The organism is Hyunsoonleella flava, assembly GCF_004310325.1.
GTDB classification, from domain to species: Bacteria; Bacteroidota; Bacteroidia; order Flavobacteriales; family Flavobacteriaceae; genus Jejuia; species Jejuia flava.
The window spans coordinates 1-23,321 of record NZ_SIRT01000009.1; the positions used below are offsets into that span (position 1 = coordinate 1).

General features: G+C 37.2%; 19 protein-coding genes. 15 read left to right on the forward strand and 4 right to left on the reverse strand.

All coding sequences use genetic code 11. The annotated features are described in order from the left end of the window. Nucleotides 1–302: 302 nt before the first annotated feature. Nucleotides 303–1,556, reverse strand: a complete 1,254-nt coding sequence (metK, locus tag EYD45_RS10790) for a methionine adenosyltransferase (protein WP_130964566.1) — start codon at nucleotides 1,554–1,556, stop codon at nucleotides 303–305. 675 nt (nucleotides 1,557–2,231) lie between these two features. On the opposite strand from metK, the gene ilvD reads away from it, so the two are divergent. From ilvD to EYD45_RS10825, 7 genes are all read left to right on the forward strand, one after another. Then, nucleotides 2,232–3,914 (forward strand): dihydroxy-acid dehydratase, encoded by a 1,683-nt coding sequence (gene ilvD, locus EYD45_RS10795; RefSeq protein WP_130964567.1) that lies wholly within the window; start codon nucleotides 2,232–2,234, stop codon nucleotides 3,912–3,914. Nucleotides 3,915–3,969: 55 nt separating this feature from the next. Further along, entirely contained in the window at nucleotides 3,970–5,703 is a 1,734-nt protein-coding gene (ilvB, locus tag EYD45_RS10800) for a biosynthetic-type acetolactate synthase large subunit (RefSeq protein WP_130964568.1), read from the forward strand. A gap of 52 nt (nucleotides 5,704–5,755) precedes the next feature. After that, complete coding sequence (gene ilvN / locus EYD45_RS10805) at nucleotides 5,756–6,292, forward strand: acetolactate synthase small subunit (RefSeq protein WP_130964569.1); 537 nt, start codon at nucleotides 5,756–5,758, stop codon at nucleotides 6,290–6,292. Nucleotides 6,293–6,358: 66 nt separating this feature from the next. Then, the gene (gene ilvC, locus EYD45_RS10810; RefSeq protein WP_130964570.1) at nucleotides 6,359–7,834 is read left to right on the forward strand and encodes a ketol-acid reductoisomerase; all 1,476 of its coding nucleotides are present in this window, start codon (nucleotides 6,359–6,361) and stop codon (nucleotides 7,832–7,834) included. Nucleotides 7,835–8,231: 397 nt separating this feature from the next. Next, nucleotides 8,232–9,824: an NADP-dependent glyceraldehyde-3-phosphate dehydrogenase gene (locus EYD45_RS10815; protein WP_130964571.1), complete on the forward strand. Its 1,593-nt coding sequence runs from the start codon at nucleotides 8,232–8,234 to the stop codon at nucleotides 9,822–9,824. A 115-nt stretch (nucleotides 9,825–9,939) separates the two neighbouring features. Then, nucleotides 9,940–10,455, forward strand: coding sequence for an azurin (gene azu, locus EYD45_RS10820; RefSeq protein WP_130964572.1), 516 nt, complete (start codon nucleotides 9,940–9,942; stop codon nucleotides 10,453–10,455). A 94-nt stretch (nucleotides 10,456–10,549) separates the two neighbouring features. Next, nucleotides 10,550–11,779: an NAD(P)/FAD-dependent oxidoreductase gene (locus tag EYD45_RS10825; protein ID WP_130964573.1), complete on the forward strand. Its 1,230-nt coding sequence runs from the start codon at nucleotides 10,550–10,552 to the stop codon at nucleotides 11,777–11,779. 17 nt (nucleotides 11,780–11,796) lie between these two features. Here EYD45_RS10825 and EYD45_RS10830 read toward each other — a convergent pair whose 3' ends face one another. The 3 genes from EYD45_RS10830 to EYD45_RS10840 are packed head-to-tail and all read right to left on the reverse strand — an operon-like array spanning nucleotide 11,797 to nucleotide 14,910. Then, on the reverse strand, nucleotides 11,797–12,609 hold the full coding sequence (locus EYD45_RS10830; protein WP_233702626.1) for a 3-keto-disaccharide hydrolase: 813 nt from the start codon (nucleotides 12,607–12,609) through the stop codon (nucleotides 11,797–11,799). A gap of 7 nt (nucleotides 12,610–12,616) precedes the next feature. Beyond that, on the reverse strand, nucleotides 12,617–13,204 hold the full coding sequence (locus EYD45_RS10835) for a gluconate 2-dehydrogenase subunit 3 family protein (RefSeq protein ID WP_130964574.1): 588 nt from the start codon (nucleotides 13,202–13,204) through the stop codon (nucleotides 12,617–12,619). Then, nucleotides 13,201–14,910, reverse strand: coding sequence for a GMC oxidoreductase (locus EYD45_RS10840; protein WP_130964575.1), 1,710 nt, complete (start codon nucleotides 14,908–14,910; stop codon nucleotides 13,201–13,203). Before EYD45_RS10840 ends, EYD45_RS10835 begins: the two co-directional genes overlap by 4 nt. 189 nt (nucleotides 14,911–15,099) lie before the next feature. Between EYD45_RS10840 and EYD45_RS10845 the strand changes: the two genes are divergently transcribed. From EYD45_RS10845 to EYD45_RS10880, 8 genes are all read left to right on the forward strand, one after another. After that, nucleotides 15,100–16,065 (forward strand): sugar phosphate isomerase/epimerase family protein, encoded by a 966-nt coding sequence (locus EYD45_RS10845; RefSeq protein WP_130964576.1) that lies wholly within the window; start codon nucleotides 15,100–15,102, stop codon nucleotides 16,063–16,065. 25 nt (nucleotides 16,066–16,090) lie between these two features. Further along, on the forward strand, nucleotides 16,091–17,263 hold the full coding sequence (locus EYD45_RS10850) for an MFS transporter (RefSeq protein WP_130964577.1): 1,173 nt from the start codon (nucleotides 16,091–16,093) through the stop codon (nucleotides 17,261–17,263). Nucleotides 17,264–17,270: 7 nt separating this feature from the next. After that, entirely contained in the window at nucleotides 17,271–18,416 is a 1,146-nt protein-coding gene (locus EYD45_RS10855) for a Gfo/Idh/MocA family protein (protein WP_233702627.1), read from the forward strand. Between the two features lie 3 nt (nucleotides 18,417–18,419). Continuing rightward, a complete protein-coding gene (locus tag EYD45_RS10860; RefSeq protein ID WP_130964578.1) occupies nucleotides 18,420–18,893 on the forward strand; it encodes a hypothetical protein in 474 nt (157 codons plus the stop codon). Nucleotides 18,894–19,079: 186 nt separating this feature from the next. Then, on the forward strand, nucleotides 19,080–20,132 hold the full coding sequence (locus EYD45_RS10865) for a sugar phosphate isomerase/epimerase family protein (protein ID WP_130964579.1): 1,053 nt from the start codon (nucleotides 19,080–19,082) through the stop codon (nucleotides 20,130–20,132). A gap of 37 nt (nucleotides 20,133–20,169) precedes the next feature. Beyond that, a complete protein-coding gene (locus tag EYD45_RS10870; protein ID WP_130964711.1) occupies nucleotides 20,170–20,997 on the forward strand; it encodes a 3-keto-disaccharide hydrolase in 828 nt (275 codons plus the stop codon). A 483-nt stretch (nucleotides 20,998–21,480) separates the two neighbouring features. Continuing rightward, nucleotides 21,481–22,107 (forward strand): GNAT family N-acetyltransferase, encoded by a 627-nt coding sequence (locus EYD45_RS10875; protein ID WP_130964580.1) that lies wholly within the window; start codon nucleotides 21,481–21,483, stop codon nucleotides 22,105–22,107. 37 nt (nucleotides 22,108–22,144) lie between these two features. Next, nucleotides 22,145–23,320, forward strand: a complete 1,176-nt coding sequence (locus EYD45_RS10880) for an argininosuccinate synthase (RefSeq protein ID WP_130964581.1) — start codon at nucleotides 22,145–22,147, stop codon at nucleotides 23,318–23,320. Nucleotide 23,321 lies beyond the last annotated feature (1 nt).

The window sequence follows — 23,321 nt, forward strand, 5'->3', positions numbered from 1 at the left end:
AAAATTTCAGTGCCTTTTGAAAATTCCTTAAGTGTAGATTTATTAATTAATTCATCTAACAACCTTGGTTTTAAAAAAGACAATAAGTTTTTATCAAATTCCATTAATTGTCGGTTGGCTTTTCAGGTTGCGCACAATTTTGAGATATGGTTCCGCTTTAATGCTTCCCTAAGCTGCAGCACAAGTGAACCATATCGTTCGATAAGCTAAGGTAGACGAAAATTTCTACCAAGTCAAGTTGGTGGTAAATAAAAAAAGACCACTACAAAGCGGTCTTTCAATGTTATAAAGTTGTAATATTTTTACAAGTCAAAAGCGGTTTTTACGGCATTTACATAATCCAACTTTTCCCAAGTAAACAATTCTACATCAATAGTTTTACTGTCGCCATTAGGCTGAGAAAATGTTTTAGTTACTGTTCTATTGGTGCGTCCCATATGCCCATAAGCAGCAGTTTCGCTGTACATTGGAGAGCGCAATTTTAAACGGCTTTCAATAGCGTAAGGACGCATATCAAAAATTTCAGATACTTTTTTGGCAATTTCGCCGTCATTTAAATTTACTTTTGACGTGCCGTAAGTGTCAATAAAAATACCCATAGGTTCTACTACTCCAATGGCGTAACTTACCTGCACTAAAACTTCATCAGCAACACCTGCCGCAACCAGGTTTTTTGCAATATGACGCGTAGCATAAGCCGCACTTCTATCTACTTTACTGGGATCTTTTCCCGAAAATGCACCACCACCGTGGGCACCTTTTCCACCATAAGTATCTACAATAATTTTTCTGCCCGTTAATCCGGTATCACCATGTGGACCTCCAATAACAAACTTTCCCGTAGGATTGATATGATAGGTGATGTTGCTATTGAACAGTTTCTGTATGTTTTCTGGAAGTGTGGCAACTACTCTTGGAATAAGGATGTTGATAATATCTTCCCTAATTTTTGCAAGCATGGTATCGTCATCAGAAAAGTTATCATGTTGTGTGGAAACTACAATAGCATCAATGCGTTGAGGTACGTTGTCATCGCTATATTCAATAGTTACCTGACTTTTAGAATCTGGTCTCAAATAAGTAATGTCTTTATTTTCCCGTCTTAATTTAGCTAATTCAATTAAGATGCGATGTGATAAATCAAGCGCTAGGGGCATGTAGTTTTCGGTTTCGTTAGTGGCATAGCCAAACATCATACCTTGGTCTCCAGCACCTTGTTCCTCTTTGCTGCCTCTATCCACACCTTGGTTAATTTCTTCAGATTGCTCATGAATTGCAGAAAGCACCCCACAAGAATTACCATCAAACATATATTCGCCCTTGGTATAGCCAATTTTGTTTATGGTGTCTCTGGCAATTTTTTGTACGTCTAAATAAGTGTGTGACCTTACTTCGCCAGCAAGAACTACCTGTCCTGTGGTTACCAAAGTTTCACAGGCAACTTTAGATTCGGCATCAAAGGCCAAAAAATTATCAATTAAAGCATCACTAATTTGATCTGCAACTTTATCTGGATGTCCCTCAGAAACACTTTCTGAAGTAAATAAATATGGCATATTATGTTATTTATGAAGCAAGATTTGACGGAAAACGTCTCAGGAGTTTACACTGCCTTTAGCATTTTTACTTGCACCAAAATGTTTAGGTGCAAAGAGGTTGCAATCAGTCAAATCTTTCCTCTGTGATTTATGATGTGCAAAAGTAAAAAAATAAAAGAAAAGATGAAGGTATTTTGTCATTTTTCACGCTATAGATTTTACTGATTTTTATTTTTAAAATACTAAAAAATAGCAAGTGAAGTTATTGCTTTGGTTAAAGCGTGATTTTGGCGGACACCTCCGCGTTAGGGATTGAACACTTCGACTGAGCTCAGTGCAGGATGAATGTTGGAGCTCCCGACGTAGGAGGAGCGACTAGTGAAAGCCCGACCGGAGAGACTCCTGCAAGGTTTTCTTTGACCTTGTAGGTACGGAACTTAGGGAACGCCCAAAAATTTTATAAACTTTTTCTGTTTGAACATCATAAAATATTGAAGTTAAATAACTGTTTTTCAAAATTTTAACATAATATTTAGTGCAGTGAATTTAACCCGTTAAAACCTTATAGAATCTTGGTAATATGATAAAGAATTATTTTCGTTGACTGAAATTGAGAATTCCTGTTAAAATTCTTAAAGACATTAATTTTTTTGTAACTAAATAAACTGAAACCTAAAATTATTTTCAATAAAAATGGCCGAACTTAATAAATATAGTAAAAGATTAACACAGGATGAGTCGCAACCAGCATCGCAAGCCATGTTGTATGCAGCAGGTTTGACGGATGAGGATATGCAGAAGGCACAAGTGGGTATTGCTAGTACTGGTTATGATGGTAACCCTTGTAACATGCATTTAAATGGGCTAAAGGATGAGGTTAAAATTGAATGTAATATCGCTGGTTTAGTAGGTTTGGGCTTTAATACCATTGGTGTAAGTGATGGTATTTCTATGGGGACATCAGGAATGAATTATTCATTAGTATCGCGAGATATTATCGCAGATTCTATTGAAACGGTTATGAATGCACAAAGTTACGATGCATTAATTGCTATTGTGGGTTGTGATAAAAATATGCCTGGAGCGATAATGTCTATGTTGCGCTTAAATCGTCCTTCAATTATGATGTACGGCGGATCCACAGCATCTGGTACTTATAAGGGAAAAAAGTTAAATATCGTTTCGGCTTTTGAAGCACTTGGACAAAAAGTAGCTGGAGAAATTGATGAAGTAGAATATAAAGAAATTATAAAACGCTCCATTCCAGGAGCAGGAGCTTGTGGTGGTATGTACACCGCAAATACTATGGCATCGGCAATAGAGTGCATGGGTTTTGCATTACCTTACAACTCTTCTATTCCTGCTGAAAACCCAAATAAATTATCGGAAGCGGAACGCTATGCAAGAGCAATTAAGCATTTATTGGAAATTGATTTAAAACCGTTGGATATCATCTCAAAAAAGTCTATTGAAAATGCTATCACGTTAGTAAATGCTTTAGGTGGTTCTACAAATGCGGTACTGCACTTTTTAGCTATTGCTCATGCTGCTGATATTGATTTTACACTTGAGGATTTTCAACGTGTAAGTGATAAAACGCCTTTAATAGGTGATTTAAAACCTAGCGGAAAATACCTTATGGAAGATGTGCATGGTATTGGAGGTATTCCTGCCATTATGAAATATTTGCTAGAAAACGGCTATTTACATGGCGACTGTATGACGGTTACTGGTAAAACGCTTGCTGAAAATTTAGTAGATGTTGAAGCTATTGAGTTTGAGGACCAAGATATTGTGTACCAAAAAGAAGCTGCATTAAAATCCTCTGGGAATTTACAAATCCTTTATGGGAATTTAGCAGAAGAAGGTGCTGTAGCAAAAATATCTGGTAATGAAGGTTTGTTGTTTGAAGGTAAAGCGGTGGTTTATGATAGTGAGCAAGATGCAAATACAGGAATATCAAACGGTGAAGTAGAAAGAGGTGATGTCGTCGTCATTCGCTATGTAGGTCCAAAAGGTGGTCCGGGAATGCCTGAGATGCTAAAACCAACATCGTTAATTATGGGTGCTGGTTTGGGTAAATCTGTAGCATTGATTACAGATGGACGTTTTTCTGGTGGAACCCATGGTTTTGTAGTGGGACATATTACACCTGAGGCACAGTCTGGAGGTACGATAGGATTAGTGAAGACAGGAGATAAAATAAGAATTAGTGCCGAGGACAACTCCATTAATGTTTTAATTTCCGATGAGGAGTTAGCGAAAAGAAAAGCAGCGTGGGTTGAACCAGCACCAAAACATAAAAAAGGAATTTTATACAAATATGCAAAATCAGTAGCATCAGCCTCTAAAGGTTGTGTAACGGATGCATTTTAAATACAGTTTTATGTCACCCTGAGCACAGTCGAGGGGTCTCAAAAAAAGACATATCATGAATACAGAAACTATAAAAAAAGAAGTAAACAAAGCAGCAAAAACCGAACGTATTTCTGGTAGTGAAGCCATTATAAGATGTTTGATTGCTGAAGGTGTAGATATACTTTACGGCTATCCAGGTGGAGCTATTATGCCGGTATATGATGAGTTGTTCAAATATAGAGATAGGATTCATCATGTATTAACACGCCACGAACAAGGTGCGGCACATGCTGCCCAAGGTTATGCAAGAATTTCAGGAAGAGTAGGTGTAGCTATGGCTACTTCAGGGCCTGGAGCAACCAATTTAATTACGGGAATTGCAGATGCACAGATAGACTCAACACCTATTGTTTGTATCACAGGACAAGTACCTTCACATTTATTGGGTACAGATGCGTTTCAAGAAACGGATATTGTTGGTATTTCAACACCCGTTACCAAGTGGAATGCGCAAGTAACTAAAGCTTCGGAAATTCCTGAGGTAATGGCAAAAGCATTTTACATTGCAAAAAGTGGAAGACCAGGACCTGTACTTATTGATATTACAAAAGATGCGCAGTTTGAGGAGTTCGATTTTAAGTATGAAAAATGTACGGCGGTAAGAAGTTACAATCCAGTGCCGAAAACTGATAGTAATGATGTGAAAGCAGCTGCGGAATTAATCAATAACGCCAAAAAGCCAATGATTGTTTGGGGTCAAGGAGTTATTCTTGGTAAAGCAGAGGAAGAATTAAAGGCTGTTATCGAAAAATCTGGTGTACCTGCTGCGTGGACAATTTTAGGGGCTTCAGCAATTCCTACATCACACCCTTTAAATGTAGGCATGGTGGGGATGCACGGTAATTATGCGCCAAATAAGTTAACTAATGAATGTGATCTTTTAATTGCAATTGGTATGCGTTTTGACGACCGTGTTACGGGAGATTTAAATACCTATGCAAAACAGGCCAAAATCATTCATTTTGATATTGATCCCGCCGAAATTAATAAAAACGTAAAAGTAGACCTTGCCGTTTTAGGAGATTCAAAAGAGAGTTTGGCTTTATTACTTTCAGAATTAAAAGAGAATTCTCATGATGCGTGGCTTAAAGAGTTTAACGACTTGTATGCGATTGAGTATGATGCGGTAATAAAAGACGATTTGTTACCTGAAAAGGAAGGCTTAACCATGGGTGAAGTCTTAAAGGAAATCAATAATTATAGTGATGGAAATGCCGCAATTGTCTCAGATGTTGGGCAACACCAAATGATAGCGTGTCGTTATGCAGAGTTTAATCATTCTAAGAGTAATATTACATCTGGTGGTTTGGGAACCATGGGGTTTGCCTTACCTGCAGCTATTGGAGCAAAAATGGCAGAACCACATCGTGAAGTTGTGGCCATAATTGGGGATGGTGGTTACCAAATGAATATTCAAGAACTCGGTACTATTTTTCAGCAAAAAGCAGCTGTAAAAATTGTGGTATTAAACAACGAATTTTTAGGGATGGTACGCCAGTGGCAACAGTTGTTTTTTGATAAGCGTTATGCCTCAACAGAAATGACAAACCCAGATTTCGTTACCATAGCGAAAGGGTATCATATTGATGCTAAACGTGTTACAAAACGTGAGGAATTAGCCGATGCGGTTAAGGAAATGATGGAATCAGATGCCTCATACTTCTTAGAAGTTTGTGTTGAGAAAGAAGACAACGTTTTCCCGATGATTCCTTCTGGAGCTTCAGTTTCAGATATCCGTTTAAGCTAAGTCGATAATCGATGTTTAGTATTATAAGTATTAGATTTAATTCATTTAAAAAATGAGTCAAGAGATAAAGACATTCACCATATCCGTTTACACCGAAAACAATATCGGATTGTTAAATCGTATTTCTGCTATTTTTCAGCGCAGACATATCAATATTGAAAGTTTAACCACTTCACAATCAGAAATTAAAAATGTAAACCGTTTCGTAATTGTGGTTAAAATCACCGAAGATCAAGCTATTAAAGTGGTACGTCAAATAGAAAAACAGGTGGAAGCTATTAGAGCTTATTACCATACAAATGACGAGACTATTTTTACTGAGAATTGCATGTTCAAAATAAAGAGCGAACTACTGTTTGAAGAACCGCAGATTCAGAATATCATAAAGGAAAGCGATGCTAGAATCGTAACTGTAAATCGCGATTTTTTTGTGCTAGAAAACACGGGAAGACGTCATGAAATTGAAGAACTTCGCGAAAAACTGGATAAGTTTGGTATCATGCAATTCGTTCGGTCAGGACGTATCGCTGTTACCAAAGAGGAAATGAAAGTTTCAGAAATATTAGAAGAATTTAGAAATCAACAATAAACCAAAATTAAATAAAGCATCTTAGTTTGATGGATGCAAACAGACTATTAAATCAATAAACAAACAATGGAAAATTATTTTAACACACTTACATTAGCTGGTAAATTAAACCAATTGTCTAAATGTAGATTTATGGACGCTTCAGAATTTGCTGATGGCGTAAACGCATTAAAAGGCAAGAAAATTGTAATTGTAGGTTGCGGTGCTCAAGGATTAAACCAAGGACTTAATATGAGAGATTCTGGGTTAGATATTTCTTATACGTTGCGTGAGGCTGCTATAAAAGAAAAGCGTGCCTCTTATGTAAATGCTACCGAAAACGGATTTACTGTTGGTACTTACGAGGAGCTCATTCCAACAGCTGATTTAGTGTTAAACCTTACTCCAGATAAACAACATACTAACGTTGTTAATGCTGTAATGCCTTTAATGAAAAAAGGTGCTACACTATCGTATTCTCACGGTTTCAATATCGTGGAAGAGGGTATGCAAGTGCGCGAAGATTTAACCGTAATTATGTGTGCACCTAAATCTCCAGGTTCTGAGGTTCGTGAAGAGTACAAGCGCGGATTTGGTGTGCCAACGCTAATTGCGGTACACCCAGAAAATGATCCAGAAGGAAAAGGATTGGCTCAGGCCAAAGCTTATGCTGTAGCAACTGGAGGTGATAAAGCAGGAGTTTTAGAGTCGTCTTTCGTAGCTGAGGTAAAATCAGATTTAATGGGAGAGCAAACCATTCTTTGTGGCTTGTTACAAACAGGATCTATTCTTTGTTTTGATAAAATGGTAGAGGAAGGTATCGATCCTGGTTATGCTTCAAAATTAATTCAATACGGTTGGGAAACTGTAACAGAAGGATTGAAGTACGGTGGTATCACAAACATGATGGATCGCTTATCAAATCCAGCAAAAATTAAAGCTTTTGAATTGTCAGAAGAATTAAAGGATATTATGCGTCCGTTATTCCAAAAGCACATGGACGATATTATGGAAGGCAACTTCTCTAGTGGAATGATGGCAGATTGGGCCAATGGAGATGCTAAGCTGTTAGGATGGAGAGCTGAAACTGCAGAAACTGCATTTGAAAAAACACCGGCAGGTGATATGGAAATTAGCGAGCAAGAATATTACGATAACGGTGTTTTAATGGTGGCTTTAGTTCGTGCAGGTGTAGAATTAGCGTTTGAAGCGATGACTGAGTCTGGTATTATCGATGAATCTGCATATTACGAGTCTTTACACGAAACACCACTTATTGCAAACACTATTGCTAGAAAGAAATTATACGAAATGAACCGTGTAATCTCTGATACTGCAGAGTATGGGTGTTACTTATTCGACCATGCATGTAAGCCTTTATTAGCAGATTTCATGAAAACCGTAAGTACTGACGTGATTGGAAAGCCTTTTGCAAAAGACAATGGAGAAGGTGTTGACAATGCTAAACTAATCGAAATAAATGCAGCCTTAAGAGCGCATCCCGTTGAGAAAATAGGAACATTCTTAAGAACAGCTATGACGGCTATGAAGCCAATAGTATAACAATTCAACTAAACTAAGCTAAACATTTTTTAAATGTTGAAAAGCCTCGCATATTTTGTGCGAGGTTTTTTTTGGCGTTGCCCACACCCTTCGAGAACCTCAGGGCTAGAGGATTCGGGTCTGCCTACCGGCAGGTAGGCTTTCACTAGTCGCTCCTCCTACGTCGGGAGCTTCAACACCTGTGCTGAGCGCAGTCGAAGTATGCCGTTTAATCCCTAACGCGGGTAAGATTGCCAACTAATAGTTTAATCCTAACTATAAGAAACCCCGCAAACGTTATAGTCCATTTTTAATATAAAAGAGCCATTACATCTTAAGTTTTTAAAGGTTTTGGCGACTTTTGTAAAAAGGGTTTGTCCTAAATATTGAATATCTTAGCACCATTAAAAATATAACCATGAGCAAAGCAAAAGTAGAAATTCCAAACGACTATAAAATAACTGATTTGTTACACCAATCTACCTATCTCGTTGACGGAGAATTAAAACAGTGGAGTGGTGATACAACAGAAGTGTATTCTACAATATCAAGTACAGAAACCTATAAACCGACACTTTTAGGAACGATACCAACGCTTGGTGAAACTGAAGCTATGGAAGCTCTAAAATCTGCTGAAAAAGCTTATGACAAAGGACAAGGTCTTTGGCCTACCATGAAGGTTGAAGATAGGATTGCTTGCATGGAAACCTTCGTGGAGCAAATGAAAACCAAGAGAGACGAGGTGGTAAAATTATTAATGTGGGAAATTGGAAAAAATTTACCAGATTCAGAAAAAGAATTTGATAGAACGGTGGATTACATTTATGATACCATCGAAGCCTATAAGCAACTAGATAGGGATTCAGCAAAGTTTGAAAAGCATGCCGGTGTTTATGCACATATTCGTAGGGGACCATTAGGTGTTATCTTGTGTTTAGGGCCGTATAACTATCCACTAAATGAAACCTTTGCGCTATTGATTCCAGCACTAATCATGGGAAATACCACCATATTTAAGCCTGCAAAAATTGGAGTGTTATTAATTTCTCCCTTGTTGGAGGCGTTTCAAAATAGCTTTCCAAAAGGTGTGGTTAATATTGTTTACGGTCGCGGTCGTGTTTTGGCGACACCAATTATGAAATCGGGTAAAGTAGATGTGCTAGCGTTAATAGGAAACAGTAAATCTGCGAATGCCTTACAAGCGCAACACCCAAAAGGGAATAGGCTGCGCATGGTATTAGGATTAGAAGCTAAGAACCCTGCCATTGTATTGCCTGACGCAGATTTAGATTTAGCCGTGGAAGAGTGTATCTCTGGTACTTTATCGTTTAACGGACAACGCTGTACCGCCCTTAAGGTACTTTATGTACACGAATCAATTGTTGAAGAGTTTAACCGACGTTTTGCTTATAAAGTAGACCAGTTAAAATTTGGAAATCCGTGGGAGAATGGTGCAAAGTTAACACCACTGCCAGAGGTAGATAAACCTGCTTATATCCAAGAATTAATTGATGATGCTAAAGATAAAGGCGCTTCAATTCTAAATAAAAAAGGCGGCGAAACAACAGAAAATTTTATATTTCCAGCGGTACTATTTCCTGTAACAAAAGATATGAGAGTATTTAAGGAAGAGCAGTTCGGACCGGTAATTCCTGTGGTATCATTTTCTGATATTGAAGAGCCTTTAGACGATATGGCAGAATCTGATTATGGACAACAGGTAAGCTTATTTGGAAAAAACGTAACAACCTTATCTCCATTAATTGATACTTTGGTAAATCTTGTATGTCGCGTAAACTTAAACAGCTCTTGTCAGCGTGGGCCAGATGTATATCCATTCACAGGAAGGAAAGACTCTGCGGTAGGAACTTTAAGTGTTACAGACGCTTTACGATCATTTTCCATTAGAACTTTTGTGGCTTCAAAGGATAACGACTATAATAATGCGATTCTAAATGAATTATTAGATGAGAAAGCGTCAAATTTTATAAGTACGGATTATATTCTATAAATTTCACTATTTAGAAAGGTTCTATTATAGAGCTAGTTTTTCTTAACTAGGTAAATCATAAAACTAATTTGAGAGGTAATAATTATCTTTGCAAAAACAAAAAAAGAAAAAGGATATGAAAACGATTAAATTTTTAATTACAGGGGTAATATTAGCGTCATTAGTGCTTAGCTGTGGTGGTGAAAAAAAGAAAGAAACGCCAGAACAGAAGATTAAACTAGGCACGAAGAAAGAGGAAAAAAAAGTAGATGACAATGTTGCTAATTTAGTAATTGCAGGAAATGATGCGATGCAATTTGATAAAAAAGAACTTCGTGTAAAGGCTGGTCAAAAAGTGAAACTAACATTGAGACATACAGGCAAAATGGACATTAATGTTATGGGTCATAATATCGTTATTTTGAAACAAGGTGTTGATCTTACTGCCTTTGGAAATAAGGCTGCCACTGCAAGGGACAATGGCTATATCCCAACAGATGCTGAAGGTGATATTGTTGCAATGACTAAATTAATTGGTGGTGGGCAGACCACTTCTGTAGAGTTTGATGCACCCGCTGCAGGTACTTACGATTTTCTATGTAGCTTTCCAGGGCACTATGCCTTAATGAAAGGGAAATTCATAGTTGAATAAACAAGACATGAGAGTCATTTTTAAAGTGCTTTATTGTTTAAATAAAGCACTTTTTAGTTTGTAGGTCCATTTGATGACCAAAAACAAAAGAGATATGGACGAAAAGGTAGTAATAGTAGGAGCAGGAGTAAGTGGTTTAGTTGCGGCATTACAGCTAGAGGCGTTTGGTTATAAGCCTACAATTTTAGAAGCTGATACTCGTGTTGGAGGTCGTGTACAATCTGACGAAGTAGAAGGCTATGTTTTAGATAGAGGGTTTCAAGTACTGTTAAGTGCTTATCCAATGGCTCAAAAATATCTCGATTACAATACCTTGAATCTTAAATCATTTGTATCAGGATCTTATATATTTAAGAATGGTAAACGCTTAACTATTGGCGATCCATTAAGAGATATTTCGTTATTGGGCTCTACATTATTTTCACTGGTGGGCTCATTATCAGATAAGATAAAAGTATTTCAACTGAAACGGATGCTCAATAAAAAAACAGTAGAAGCTATTTTCCAAGATGAATCTGTAAATACATTGCAATATTTAAAACGCTTTGGTTTTTCAGATGCCATGATAAATGATTTTTTCAAACCATTTTTCACAGGTATTTTTCTCGAAACTGAATTGAAAACATCATCAAGAATGTTTGAGTTTGTTTTTAAGATGTTTGGAGCGGGTGAAGCTGTTGTTCCAAAGCACGGTATTCAGGATATCCCAAATCAATTACTTGGAAAGCTAAACCAAACTACAATTAAGTATGAACATCAAGTTAAAAGTGTAAAGGCAAACACGATTGTTTTAAGCGATGATATAGAAATGGCTTTTGATTATTGTATTGTAGCTACCGAAGCGTCCAATGTTATTTCAAATTTAACTACTACAGTAAACGAATGGAAAAGCACACAGACTTTATATTTTGAAGTAGATGCATCTATGGTATTCCCAAAGTATATGATTGGTTTATTGGCAGAAACGAAAGAAGCGCTTATAAATTCAATATCATTTCCGCCAAGTGAAAGTAACTCCAATAAGTTATTATCGGTTAGTGTAGTAAAGCAACATCATTTAGGAGAAACAAAGCTTATAGATCGGATTAAAGATGAATTGAAAACTCATTTTAATATCACAACATTACGGCATTTAAAAACGTACCATATAAAAAATGCGCTACCAGACATTGAGGATGTATCTTACAGTGTTCTTCCTTCGGAAACACAGCTAACGGATGCTATTTATCTTGCAGGTGATACGTTGCTTAATGGTTCATTAAATGCTGCGATGCTTTCTGGCGAATTGGCGGCAAAAACTATTCACGAAAAAATAAGTGGTTAAAAAGAGTAACCTTTATTTTACTCATCTAAAACTAAAAGCTCGATATTTTTAAATTCTACAGGATGACTCTCACTTTGTAAAGAAATATAACCACCTTTTAGTGGCTGATTTTCTTTTGGTAGCCATTTGTCCCCTGTATTAACAGCACCACCACCAATATGGGGTTTGCTGTATCTTAAAACCTCTTTCCCATTTATAAAATGTTTAATAATAGAGTCGTTTCTTACTTCAATTTCAACATGCACCCATTGGTCGCCATGATAGGTTTTTGAGGACGATTGTATAATATGCTCAGTAATAAGTGAGTCTTTGTAAAACACATGTGTTCCAGGTGTGCATAAATTTCCCGTAGCACGTTCATCCACACCATTTCCTCCTAATAGTTGTACTTCAATGGATACAGGGAAGTTCTGGTTTAGTTCCATCCCTTTTGGATCTTCGCAATGAATCATAATACCACTATTTCTAAGTGCCCAGGCTCTTCCTCCCGGTGCTTGTTCGCCAGTAAAACGGTAGTCCATTTTAAATTTGTAGTCACTATACGGTGTTTTGTAAAACAAATGTCCAAAGGCGTTGTTAAACGAATCATAAGCTTTGTAGCTTACTTTTAAAATACCATCTTCAACTATGAAGGTATTGTTGTAATTGTCCCCGAGAGCATAGCCTTTTATTTTTGGAGACCAGCCCTCTAAATTTTTGCCATTAAATAATTTAATCCATTGTTCCTTGTTGGCTTCAGATGTTTCTTTCTGCTTTTGTTTACAGGAGTATGCTATGGACAGCAACAAAACTAAAACGGCCATTAAGTTGTTTGAAAATTTTATCATCATTGAGTTTTTATAGGGACCATGCTTTTCCTTCCGTAGCTTCATCTAAAGGTAAACACCCTATTTGTTGTGCGGGAATAGGGTCATAGGCCAATACTTTTTCACCAACAATTTCGCTTGTTTTGTATGCCCAAACGGTTTGATTTCTTAAGTTTGAAAGTGCTTTAAATACTAAATTCCTTTCTTTTCTTAACTGGTTTGCCTCAGTTTTAGATATTTTTAAATATTTGTCTAACAACGTGGTGTAATCTTCAGGTTTTAAGCCTTTAGCTCCATCTTCTGAAATAGGAAGTGCATCCACAATGCTTTTTATCTCCTCTCTATACTTAACTACAGTTTTGTCATCATAAGCTTTTGAAGCATATAGATCTATGAATTGAGGAACGTTAACATCCAAAGCACCGGGAGACTTATCTGTTTTTGGCAATATTAAATCTACTAGATTTTTAATAATTATAGCTTCTTCTTCAGTAAAAAAAACGGGTGTCCATTTTTTAGCTTCACTCGTGCAGCTCTGTAAAATACTTAAGGCACTTGGGGCTAAAGCAGAATATCCTAAGGTTAAACCAATTTGTTTTAGTGCTTCTCTACGTTTCATGATTGTTTTGCTTTAAATTGTTTAACAGCATGATTTGCGGCTCGTGCAGTTAAGGCCATATAGGTTAACGAGGGATTTTGGCAACCAGCAGATGTCATACAAGCCCCATCAGTTACATATACGTTAGGTACACTATGAATCTGGTTATACTTATTCAATACTGATGTTTTAGGGTCTCTACCCATTCTAGCAGTTCCCATTTCGTGGATGCCAATACCAGGGGCTGCAGGTCTATCAAATGTATCAATATCCTTAAACCCCGCTTTCTCAAGCATATCTACCGCTTGGTTTATGATGTCTTTCCGCATGCTAAGCTCATTTTCTTTCCATTCCGCATCAAACGTGATGGTGGGTAAGCCCCATTGGTCTAGCTTGTCGTAGTTCAAAGTCATTTTATTGTCGTGATAAGGGAGGCATTCCCCAAAGCCACCGAGATGCATACGCCATGGTCCAGGTTCTAGAATTTTTTCTTTGTATTCACTACCATATCCAAGTTCAGCTACATGTTCATTAATACCGCGTCTTCCGGCACCACCTTGATAGCCATAGCCTCTTAAAAACGATTTTTGTTCACTGGCCATATCTCCAAGGTTTCTAAAGCGGGGTATGTATATGCCATTGGGCCTTCTACCTTTATAATATTTGTCTTCAAAACCATCAATAGTTCCAGATGCTCCAGAACCTAGGTGATGATCCATGATATTATGTCCTAATTCACCAGAATCGTTACCTAAACCGTTAGGGAAGCGCTCGGATTTAGATTGCATTAAAATAGAGGCAGAAGCTAGGGCGGATGCACAACAGAAAATAATATCAGCTTCAAATTCTAATTTTTCCTTAGTTTCAGTATCGATGATTTTTACACCTCTCGCTTTTTTAAGGGTATCGTCATAAATAATCTCATAAGCTATAGAGTTTGGTCTCAATGTCATGTTTCCTGTGCGCGCAGCGGCAGGAAGCGTTGAAGCATTACTGCTAAAATAACCTCCATAAGGACATCCACGTCTGCATCTATTTCTAAATTGGCAGTTGCCTCGACCTTCGCGTGGTTTGTCACCCGTAATATGCGCTACTCTTCCAATAGTTAAAACACGCCCTTGGTTTTTTGCCATTTCTTCCTTTAGGTGTTGTTCTACGCAATTAAGTTCCATTGGTGGTTCAAAAACACTATCAGGTAGTTGTGGTAAACCTAAAGCTTCTCCACTAATGCCAACAAATTTTTCTACATAACTGTACCATGGTTCAATATCCTTATAGCGAATAGGCCAATCTACACCATATCCATCTTTCTTATTGGCTTCAAAATCTAAATCACTAAGTCTATAGGATTGTCTGCCCCACATAATGGAACGTCCACCAACATGATACCCTCTAATCCAGTCGAAGCGTTTTTTCTCATTATATGGATGCTCAAAATCATTAACAAACCAATGGCGGGAGTCTTTTTTAACCACATAGCCTGTTCTGGCTTGTTTGTATTGTGTTGCTTTTTCTTCGGCAGTGGGTTCACCTCTTAGTTCCATATCCCACGGGTCTAGGTTCATGGTGGGGTAATCTTTTATATGCTCTACCATTCTCCCGCGCTCTAAAACAAGCGTTTTAAGTCCGTTTTCACATAATTCCTTGGCTGCCCATCCTCCAGAAATACCAGTACCAATTACAATAGCGTCGTATTCTGAGGTTTTGTTTTTTGCGTTATAATTCATTTCAATTGGTTCTCATTAAATAAAATACTCCGTAACGTTTTTCGTATTTTTTAATGAAAAACGAATAATATCTTTAAAAATATTAATATAAATGGAAAAATGGCTATTTTGTGTTGCTATATTCTTAAAAATATGTTTCGCACCTAGACTTATAACGAATTTAATTAACCTAAAAGACATTTAAAATTTATGAAGCGCCGAACATTTATCCTTAAAACCTCCCAGGCAAGTTTTGCTTTATCCTCTTTGGGTTTGCTAGCTTGTAAAAACTCTAAAAAGCGTAACGTTGAAGACAGTATTGTTGAAGATGTTAATTCAAACGGTGATTTGTTTTTCAAAATCTCTTTAGCGCAGTGGTCTTTTCATCGCTCATTGCAAAGTGGTGAAATGGATAATTTAGATTTTGCAGCAAAATCCAGAAGCTTTGGTTGTGAAGGTGTAGAATATGTCAACGGGTTTTTTAAGGACAAGGCTAAAGACATGGGTTATTTGAAGGAAATGAAAACTAGGGCAAATTCCGAAGGTCAGCAGAATGTATTAATTATGGTGGATGGTGAAGGCGGGTTGGCCGATGCAGATACCAAAAAGCGTTTAAAAGCCATTGAGAATCACTATAAATGGGTAGAAGCGGCGCATTTTTTAGGCTGTCATGCCATTCGGGTGAATTTAGCAGGGGGTGTTGATAAGGCTGATGCGGTGAAGTCTGGGATTGATTCACTCACCAAATTGTCGGAGTTTGCAAAAGGTTCAAATATTAATGTTCTTGTAGAAAACCATGGTGGTTTTTCTTCGAATGGTGAATGGATGACTCAAGTGTTTTCGCAAATTGAAAATGAAAATTGTGGAACGTTACCTGATTTTGGAAATTTCTGTATCAAAAAAGATAAAGATAGAAACTGTTTAGAAGCCTATGATACTTATAAAGGTATGAAAGAATTACTACCGTTTGCAAAAGCGGTAAGTGCAAAATCGTATCACTTTGATGATGACGGGAATGAAACTAAAATTGATTACTATAAAGTTATGAAAATGGTGAAAGAATCAGGATATACGGGATATGTGGGCATTGAATTTGAAGGTCATGGCATGACTGAAGAAGCAGGTATTATTGCTACCAGAGATTTATTGACCAAGATTGGAAAACAACTTAGCTAAACATACAATCAAACCAATTAAATATATGGAAAGTATTAATAAGAACAGGCTGTTCCTTGGAAGCTGCCTAGCATTAATCACGACGGCAATGACATTTGCCATACGTGCTCGATTAGAAACCGTTTTTGGGCCTGAAGGTGTAGGCCTTACACTAGAACAAATTGGTTATGCCTTTGCGCCAGCCTTTTTTGGTTTTACAATTGCCATGATTATTGGTGGGCCTTTGGTGGATTTATTAGGTATAAAAAAAATAACGTGGATGGCATTTATAACGCATGCTGTTGGCATCGTTTTAACACTCATGGCAGATTCCATGACATCACTGTTTATTGCAACTTTATTTATTGGTATAGGTAACGGATTTGTTGAAGCTGCACTAAATCCCATGGTAGCATCAATGTATCCTGAAGAAAAAACAAAAATGTTAAACAGGTTTCATGTATGGTTTCCTGGAGGCATTGTCATTGGTGCACTTGTGGGTTGGTTGGTAATGGATGTAATGGGCCTTAGTTGGCAAATTATGGTAGGAACTTTGTTTATTCCGTTAGTAATATATGGTGCTCTATTTTGGGGTCAAAAAATACCCGTTACAGAACGTGTACAAATGGGGGTGAGTAACAAGAAAATGTTTTCAAGTGTTTTAAAACCGTTGTTTTTATTTATGGTAGCATGCATGTTTTTAACGGCAGCTTCAGAGTTGGGAACCACCCAACGTATAGAATCCCTCTTAAAAGAGTCGGTTGCAAAACCTTTATTGGTATTAGCCTTTATTAACGGTATAATGGCATTGGGCCGTTTGTTTGCAGGACAGGTGGTGCATAAATTAAGTCCGTCAGGGATGTTGCTATATTCTGCGATTTTTACATTTATCGGACTCTGGATGTTAACCGTTACAAGTGGAGGTATGGTATTCGTTGCCGCAGCAGTTTTTGCCATTGGTGTTACATTCTTTTGGCCTACAATGCTTGGTTTTGTTGCTGAATATTTGCCAGAAACGGGTGCTCTAGGGCTCTCCATCATGGGCGGTGCAGGTATGTTTTCGGTGTCTATCGTTTTACCGATAATGGGAAATCTTATGGATAACGCTGATGCTTCTGAAGCACTTAGAACCATGTCGATATTACCAGCAATCTTAATTGTTGCATTTTTAGGATTGCATATTTATATGAAAAAAAGAAATACTAAAGTAGAAGCTTAAATAAACTATGAGCAGAAAATTAAGAATGGGAATGGTTGGCGGAGGTGCTGGTTCATTCATTGGAGATGTACACAGAAAAGCAGCAGCAATTGACGGGATGATAGAATTGGTATGTGGGGCGTTTAGCAGTACTGCTGAAAAATCGATTGCTTCCGGATTAGCATTAAACTTAGATAAAAACAGATGCTATGGTACTTTTGAAGAGATGATTAAAACAGAGGCAGAACTTCCTGAAGATGTGAGAATGGACTTTGTAGCTATCGTAACCCCAAATCATATGCATTTTCCACCTGCAAAAATGGCTTTGGAATATGGGTTTCATGTGGTTTGTGATAAGCCTGTAACCTTAACTTTAGATGAAGCAGAGGCATTAAAAAAAGTTGTAGATGGTAGCGGTAAATTGTTTGCTTTGACCCACAATTATACAGGTAATTCTATGGTAAAGCAAGCAAGGGCAATGGTGGCTAACGGGGAGCTTGGGACTATCAGAAAAATACAAGCACAATATTTACAAGGATGGTTGTCAACCTCTTTAGAAAAGACAGAACAAAAACAAGCAGCGTGGAGAGTAGATCCTAAAAAATCTGGAATTGGTGGTGCATTAGGCGATATTGGGACACATGCAGAGAATTTAATTGAATACATTACTGGTTTAAAAATTGAAGAAATAGCTGCCGATTTAGGGCGTTTTGGAGAAGGTAGAATTTTAGATGATGATGGTAATATGTTAATCCGTATGGAGAATGGTGCTAAAGGCACAATTTCTATTTCTCAAATTGCTTTAGGCGAAGAAAACAATCTTGGTATAAAAGTTTATGGTACCAAAGGGAGTTTGGAGTGGTATCAGGAAAACCCTAATGAATTGATTACGCGCTGGTTGGAGGAGCCTAAAAAAATATACACGCCCAATGGCAACGGATTGCACGACGAGGCTTTGGAAGTAAGTAGAATTCCAGCAGGACATCCTGAAGGCTATTTGGAGGCTTTTGCGACAATCTATAAAAACTTTGCAACGCATTTAACAGCTATTAACGAAGAAAAATCAATTGAAAAACCAGATTATCCAACTGTTGAGGATGGTGTTCGTGGGATGAAATTTATTTATGCTGCGGTTGAAAGTGATAAGAATAATTCTAGTTGGACGAAGATTTAATTCTTGAAATTTTACTGTATTTACATATTGATATTTTCGATTTTCTTCAATTGTTCTGAAAAAGATATAAATTGGAAGACAGAAAGAAATGCAATAATCTTTTTTGGGTCAGAGCCTAAAGAGGAGAAATTTATATTAACATTCAATAGAAATGGAGATTCATTGAATTGTAGGTATGTAAATCATATTGACTCATCAAAAGTTATATCCATAAGAAAGATTAAGGATTCTTTGTTTTTTGGATTTGAAAAATTCACAAACAGAAACAGAAAATCTTTTAGTAGCAAGAGGTTAAATAATTTAAAATTTGAATTTTACAATTTAAAAGATCCTTTAGTTGATGGCACTGGACCGATATTATATAATGAAGAATATGGTCTTCTTGCAATACATAATGTTTATGGGCCGACAATTATTTTTTTAAAAGAGAAAGATGATATTTTGATTGAGAAGGTAATGAAGGTATTAAATGATTAAAAATAACTTTGGCGGATATGCCCGCGTTAGGGATTGCAGTGGAAAGCCCACAGCCCGACGTAGGAGGTGCGAGGACTTGCAACGTAAAGCCCGACCCCTTGTGGGTAACGCCCAAAAAATAAATAATAATTAAGTACCCAGTTCCTCCCTAATGGGGGTAGGTGGGGCTTATAGAAGGTATAAGATATGAAAACAATAAAAGGACCAGCAGTATTTTTAGCGCAGTTTGCAGGAAGTGAGGCACCATTCAATTCATTGGATGGTATGTGCAAATGGGCCGCGGATTTAGGTTATAAAGGCATACAAATCCCAACTTGGGAAAGTAGCTTAATAGATATTGAAAAAGCTGCAGATAGTCAAACGTATTGCGATGAACTTAATGGAAAAGTAAATTCATATGGATTAGAAATTACTGAGCTGTCAACACATTTGCAAGGGCAGCTGGTAGCCGTAAATCCTGCGTATGATACCATGTTTGATGGGTTTGCACCAGAAACGGTACGGGGAAATCCAAAAGCGAGAACGGAATGGGCGATAGATTTTGTGAAAAAATCGGGCACTGCCAGTAGACGATTGGGGTTAAAATCCCATGCGTCGTTTTCAGGGGCATTAATGTGGCATACGGTTTATCCATGGCCGCAACGGCCTAACGGTTTGGTAGAAATGGGTTTTAAAGAATTGGCTAATCGCTGGTTACCAATTTTGAATCATTTTGATGAAGAAGGTGTGGATGTGTGCTATGAAATTCATCCAGGAGAGGATTTACATGATGGCATTTCGTACGAACGTTTTTTAGAGGCCACAGGCAACCATGCTCGTGCCAATTTGTTGTATGATCCGAGTCATTTTGTATTGCAACAGTTAGACTATTTGTCTTTTATTGATATTTATCATGAGCGCATTAGGGCCTTTCATGTAAAGGATGCCGAATTTAACCCTACTGGAAGACAAGGTGTTTACGGTGGTTATGCAGATTGGAAAGATCGTGCTGGACGTTTTAGAAGTTTAGGCGATGGGCAGGTAGATTTTAGTGCTATTTTTTCTAAACTAACTAAATACGGTCTGGATTTATGGGCGGTTATGGAATGGGAATGTTGTATAAAATCTTCTGAGCAAGGCGCAAGGGAAGGCGCACCATTTATTCAAAAGCATATTATTGAAGCGGCCACTCGCAGTTTTGATGATTTTGCCGGTGGCGATATTGATGAAGATTATTTGAAAAGTGTTCTTGGGATATAAATATTCAGACCTGACAGATCTTTTAAGTTATGATTTTATGGTAAAGCGCATTTTATATTTGTTGTTAGTCTTATCAACTTTTTCATGTAATTATCTTTTAGAAGATAAGAGTCAAAAGGTGGCAAAAGAAAAGGCACTTCAAAGAATAGAAAAGGAAAAGGCTCTTGAAAAACAGAATGAGCCTACTAAACCAGAAGCAACTGAGTTTTATGAGCCTGTACCGCCCACAGTACATCCTTATGCGCAAGATGGTGTGCCAAGTGATGCTATCGTGTTGTTTGATGGTAGTAATTTTGATGCATGGGAACACACTAAAGATGGTAGGCCTGTAGAATGGGTTTTGAATAATGATGGTTCTATGGCTGTTAAGGATAAATCTGGCGATATTAGAACAAAACAAAGTTTCGGGTCTGTTCAGCTTCATTTAGAGTGGAAATCGCCAGCAAAGGTGCAAGGAAAAGGGCAAAACAGAGGGAATAGTGGTGTATTTTTACAAGGGCGATACGAAGTTCAGGTGTTGGATAATAATGATAATGATACTTATGTTAACGGTCAGGTAGGTTCTATTTATAAACAATCCGTGCCTCTAGCTAAGGCTTCTGTTCCATCAGGTAAATGGAATACTTACGATATCATTTACCACGCTCCAGAATTTGATGAACTAGGTAAAAAAATAAAATCGGCAACCATTACGGTATTACATAATGGTGTTTTAATTCAGGACCATTTTGAAATTGAGGGTACTACAGAATATATCGGTTGGCCTAAAAACAAGCCCCATGGGAAAGCACCTTTGCAACTTCAAGATCATGGTGATAATAGCCGTGTAAGTTATAGAAATATTTGGGTTAGAGCGTTAGACTGATTCTTGAAAAACTAAACTACTCTGCTCGATTTACGATAGATTTCGTGCATTTTTTTTATAAAAACTTTTAATTCTTCAAATTTTTAAAATAAAACCTTCTAAAAATCGAGTTTTTCTCAATTTTTCTCAAAAACCACATCATTTTTAGGCGTTTATAAAATAATGTCTTAGTTTTACAACATGGAAAATTTAAAAAATAAAATACGTTTTACTACTCCTGGTTTCCCCGCGTGCCGTCGCCGCCGCTTCTAATACCCCAAAACGAAGTAAACTTATAAACGTCATTTTTAATTTTTCAAACAGTGTCCAAAAATTTAATCATAGCATTTCAAAATAAAGTTAATTCAGTAATTAATCCAATTACTATGATGCGTCGTCGTTTCCCTCGTCGCCCGTAAGGGTATATTATCTGTTTTTGAACTTAGGTGAGTCCGGTTCAGGTTTCAAAAAGAATAAATCAAAATTTAAATTAAAACGACGATAATGAAGGTTGTAATAGCCGACAAATCACATATTAAATACGCAGAAGCTATTTGCGAGACCATTGCCCAATCGGCTCAGGTTAGAGGTACTGGTATTGCAAAACGTACGCCAGAGTATATTTCATCTAAGATAGAGAACGGTAATGCTGTTATTGCTTTAGATGACGATACATTTGCAGGGTTTTGCTACATAGAAAAATGGGGCCATGGTAAATTTGTGGCCAATTCTGGATTAATTGTGCATCCCGACTATAGAGGACAGGGGCTTGCAAAAAAGATAAAGCACAAAATTTTTGAACATTCCAGAACTAAATTTCCTGATGCAAAGGTGTTTAGTATCACTACAGGATTGGCAGTAATGAAAATGAATAGTGATTTGGGCTACAAACCCGTAACATTTTCAGAATTAACAGACGACCAAACGTTCTGGGATGGTTGTCAAACCTGTCAAAACTACGATGTGCTAACGCGTACCAAAAGAAAAATGTGTCTATGTACGGGGATGCTTTACGACCCTAAAAAGGTCGGGAAGGATGACAACTCAGAGCCAAAACAGGTTAAGGAAAAAGCATTTAAAAGGTTAAAACGAATAAAACAAGCATTGTTTTTAAGAAAAGAAAAAAAATAGATTTCCGTCTTACGGAAAAGATAAAAATAATAATTCAATGAAAAAATTAGTAATAGCATATAGTGGTGGATTAGATACATCGTATTGCGCGGTAAGCTTATCAAAAGATTATGATGTACATGCAGTAAGTGTAAATACAGGAGGGTTTACACAGGAAGAAATTAATTATATTGAAAGTAATGCTTATAAAATGGGTGTTTCTACATATAAAAATATTGATGCCGTAGCTACGTTTTACCAGAAAGTAGTAAAGTATCTGATTTTTGGTAATGTATTGAAGAATAACACATATCCATTGTCTGTAAGTGCCGAACGTATTATACAGGCCATTGAAATTATCGAGTACGCCAAAAGTATTGATGCAGAATATATTGCTCACGGAAGTACAGGTGCAGGAAATGACCAGGTACGATTTGATATGATTTTTCAAACATTGGCCCCAAACATTAAAATTATAACGCCAATTAGAGATCAAAAATTAACAAGACAAGAGGAGATTGATTATTTAAAATCTAAAGGTATTGAAGCGTCCTGGGAAAAATCGAAATACTCTATCAACAAAGGACTTTGGGGCACAAGTGTAGGAGGTGAAGAAACCCTTACTTCTGAAAAGGCTTTACCAAGCGACGCCTACCCATCGCAATTAGAAAAAGAAGGAGAAGAAAAAGTAACACTAACGTTTGATAAGGGCGAATTTGTAGCATTAAATGGTGAAGCTAATACGCCTGAAGTTAATATTGAAAAGTTAAATGATATCGCTTCGGCATATGCCATAGGTAGAGATATACATGTGGGAGATACTATAGTAGGTATTAAAGGTCGTGTAGGTTTTGAAGCTGCAGCAGCTTTAATTACAGTAAAAGCGCATCACTTACTTGAGAAACACACATTAACGAAATGGCAATTACAGCACAAGGAATATTTGTCTAGTTTTTACGGGATGCATTTGCACGAAGGACAATATTTGGATCCTGTAATGCGAAATATTGAAGCCTTTTTAGAAAGTAGTCAAGAGAAGGTATCAGGTGACGTGACGGTAACCTTGCAACCTTACCATTTCTCATTAGATGGTATCACATCTGAGCATGATTTGATGAGTGCAAAGTTTGGTAGCTACGGTGAAGAAAACAAAGCTTGGACCGCCGATGACGCTAAAGGTTTTATCAAGATTTTGGGTAATCAGAACAAAATATATCAACAAGTAAATTCTTAAA

Excerpts from the sequence above, each read along its gene's own strand:
- EYD45_RS10865 (WP_130964579.1), top strand. The coding sequence starts at position 19,080 with ATGAAAACAATAAAAGGACCAGCAGTATTTTTAGCGCAGTTTGCAGGA.
- EYD45_RS10815 (WP_130964571.1), top strand. The coding sequence starts at position 8,232 with ATGAGCAAAGCAAAAGTAGAAATTCCAAACGACTATAAAATAACTGAT.
- EYD45_RS10835 (WP_130964574.1), bottom strand. The coding sequence starts at position 13,204 with ATGAAACGTAGAGAAGCACTAAAACAAATTGGTTTAACCTTAGGATAT.
- EYD45_RS10825 (WP_130964573.1), top strand. The coding sequence starts at position 10,550 with ATGGACGAAAAGGTAGTAATAGTAGGAGCAGGAGTAAGTGGTTTAGTT.
- metK (WP_130964566.1), bottom strand. The coding sequence starts at position 1,556 with ATGCCATATTTATTTACTTCAGAAAGTGTTTCTGAGGGACATCCAGAT.
- EYD45_RS10850 (WP_130964577.1), top strand. The coding sequence starts at position 16,091 with ATGGAAAGTATTAATAAGAACAGGCTGTTCCTTGGAAGCTGCCTAGCA.
- EYD45_RS10845 (WP_130964576.1), top strand. The coding sequence starts at position 15,100 with ATGAAGCGCCGAACATTTATCCTTAAAACCTCCCAGGCAAGTTTTGCT.
- EYD45_RS10875 (WP_130964580.1), top strand. The coding sequence starts at position 21,481 with ATGAAGGTTGTAATAGCCGACAAATCACATATTAAATACGCAGAAGCT.
- EYD45_RS10830 (WP_233702626.1), bottom strand. The coding sequence starts at position 12,609 with ATGATGATAAAATTTTCAAACAACTTAATGGCCGTTTTAGTTTTGTTG.
- EYD45_RS10870 (WP_130964711.1), top strand. The coding sequence starts at position 20,170 with ATGGTAAAGCGCATTTTATATTTGTTGTTAGTCTTATCAACTTTTTCA.
- EYD45_RS10855 (WP_233702627.1), top strand. The coding sequence starts at position 17,271 with ATGAGCAGAAAATTAAGAATGGGAATGGTTGGCGGAGGTGCTGGTTCA.
- ilvC (WP_130964570.1), top strand. The coding sequence starts at position 6,359 with ATGGAAAATTATTTTAACACACTTACATTAGCTGGTAAATTAAACCAA.
- ilvD (WP_130964567.1), top strand. The coding sequence starts at position 2,232 with ATGGCCGAACTTAATAAATATAGTAAAAGATTAACACAGGATGAGTCG.
- ilvN (WP_130964569.1), top strand. The coding sequence starts at position 5,756 with ATGAGTCAAGAGATAAAGACATTCACCATATCCGTTTACACCGAAAAC.
- azu (WP_130964572.1), top strand. The coding sequence starts at position 9,940 with ATGAAAACGATTAAATTTTTAATTACAGGGGTAATATTAGCGTCATTA.
- ilvB (WP_130964568.1), top strand. The coding sequence starts at position 3,970 with ATGAATACAGAAACTATAAAAAAAGAAGTAAACAAAGCAGCAAAAACC.
- EYD45_RS10880 (WP_130964581.1), top strand. The coding sequence starts at position 22,145 with ATGAAAAAATTAGTAATAGCATATAGTGGTGGATTAGATACATCGTAT.
- EYD45_RS10840 (WP_130964575.1), bottom strand. The coding sequence starts at position 14,910 with ATGAATTATAACGCAAAAAACAAAACCTCAGAATACGACGCTATTGTA.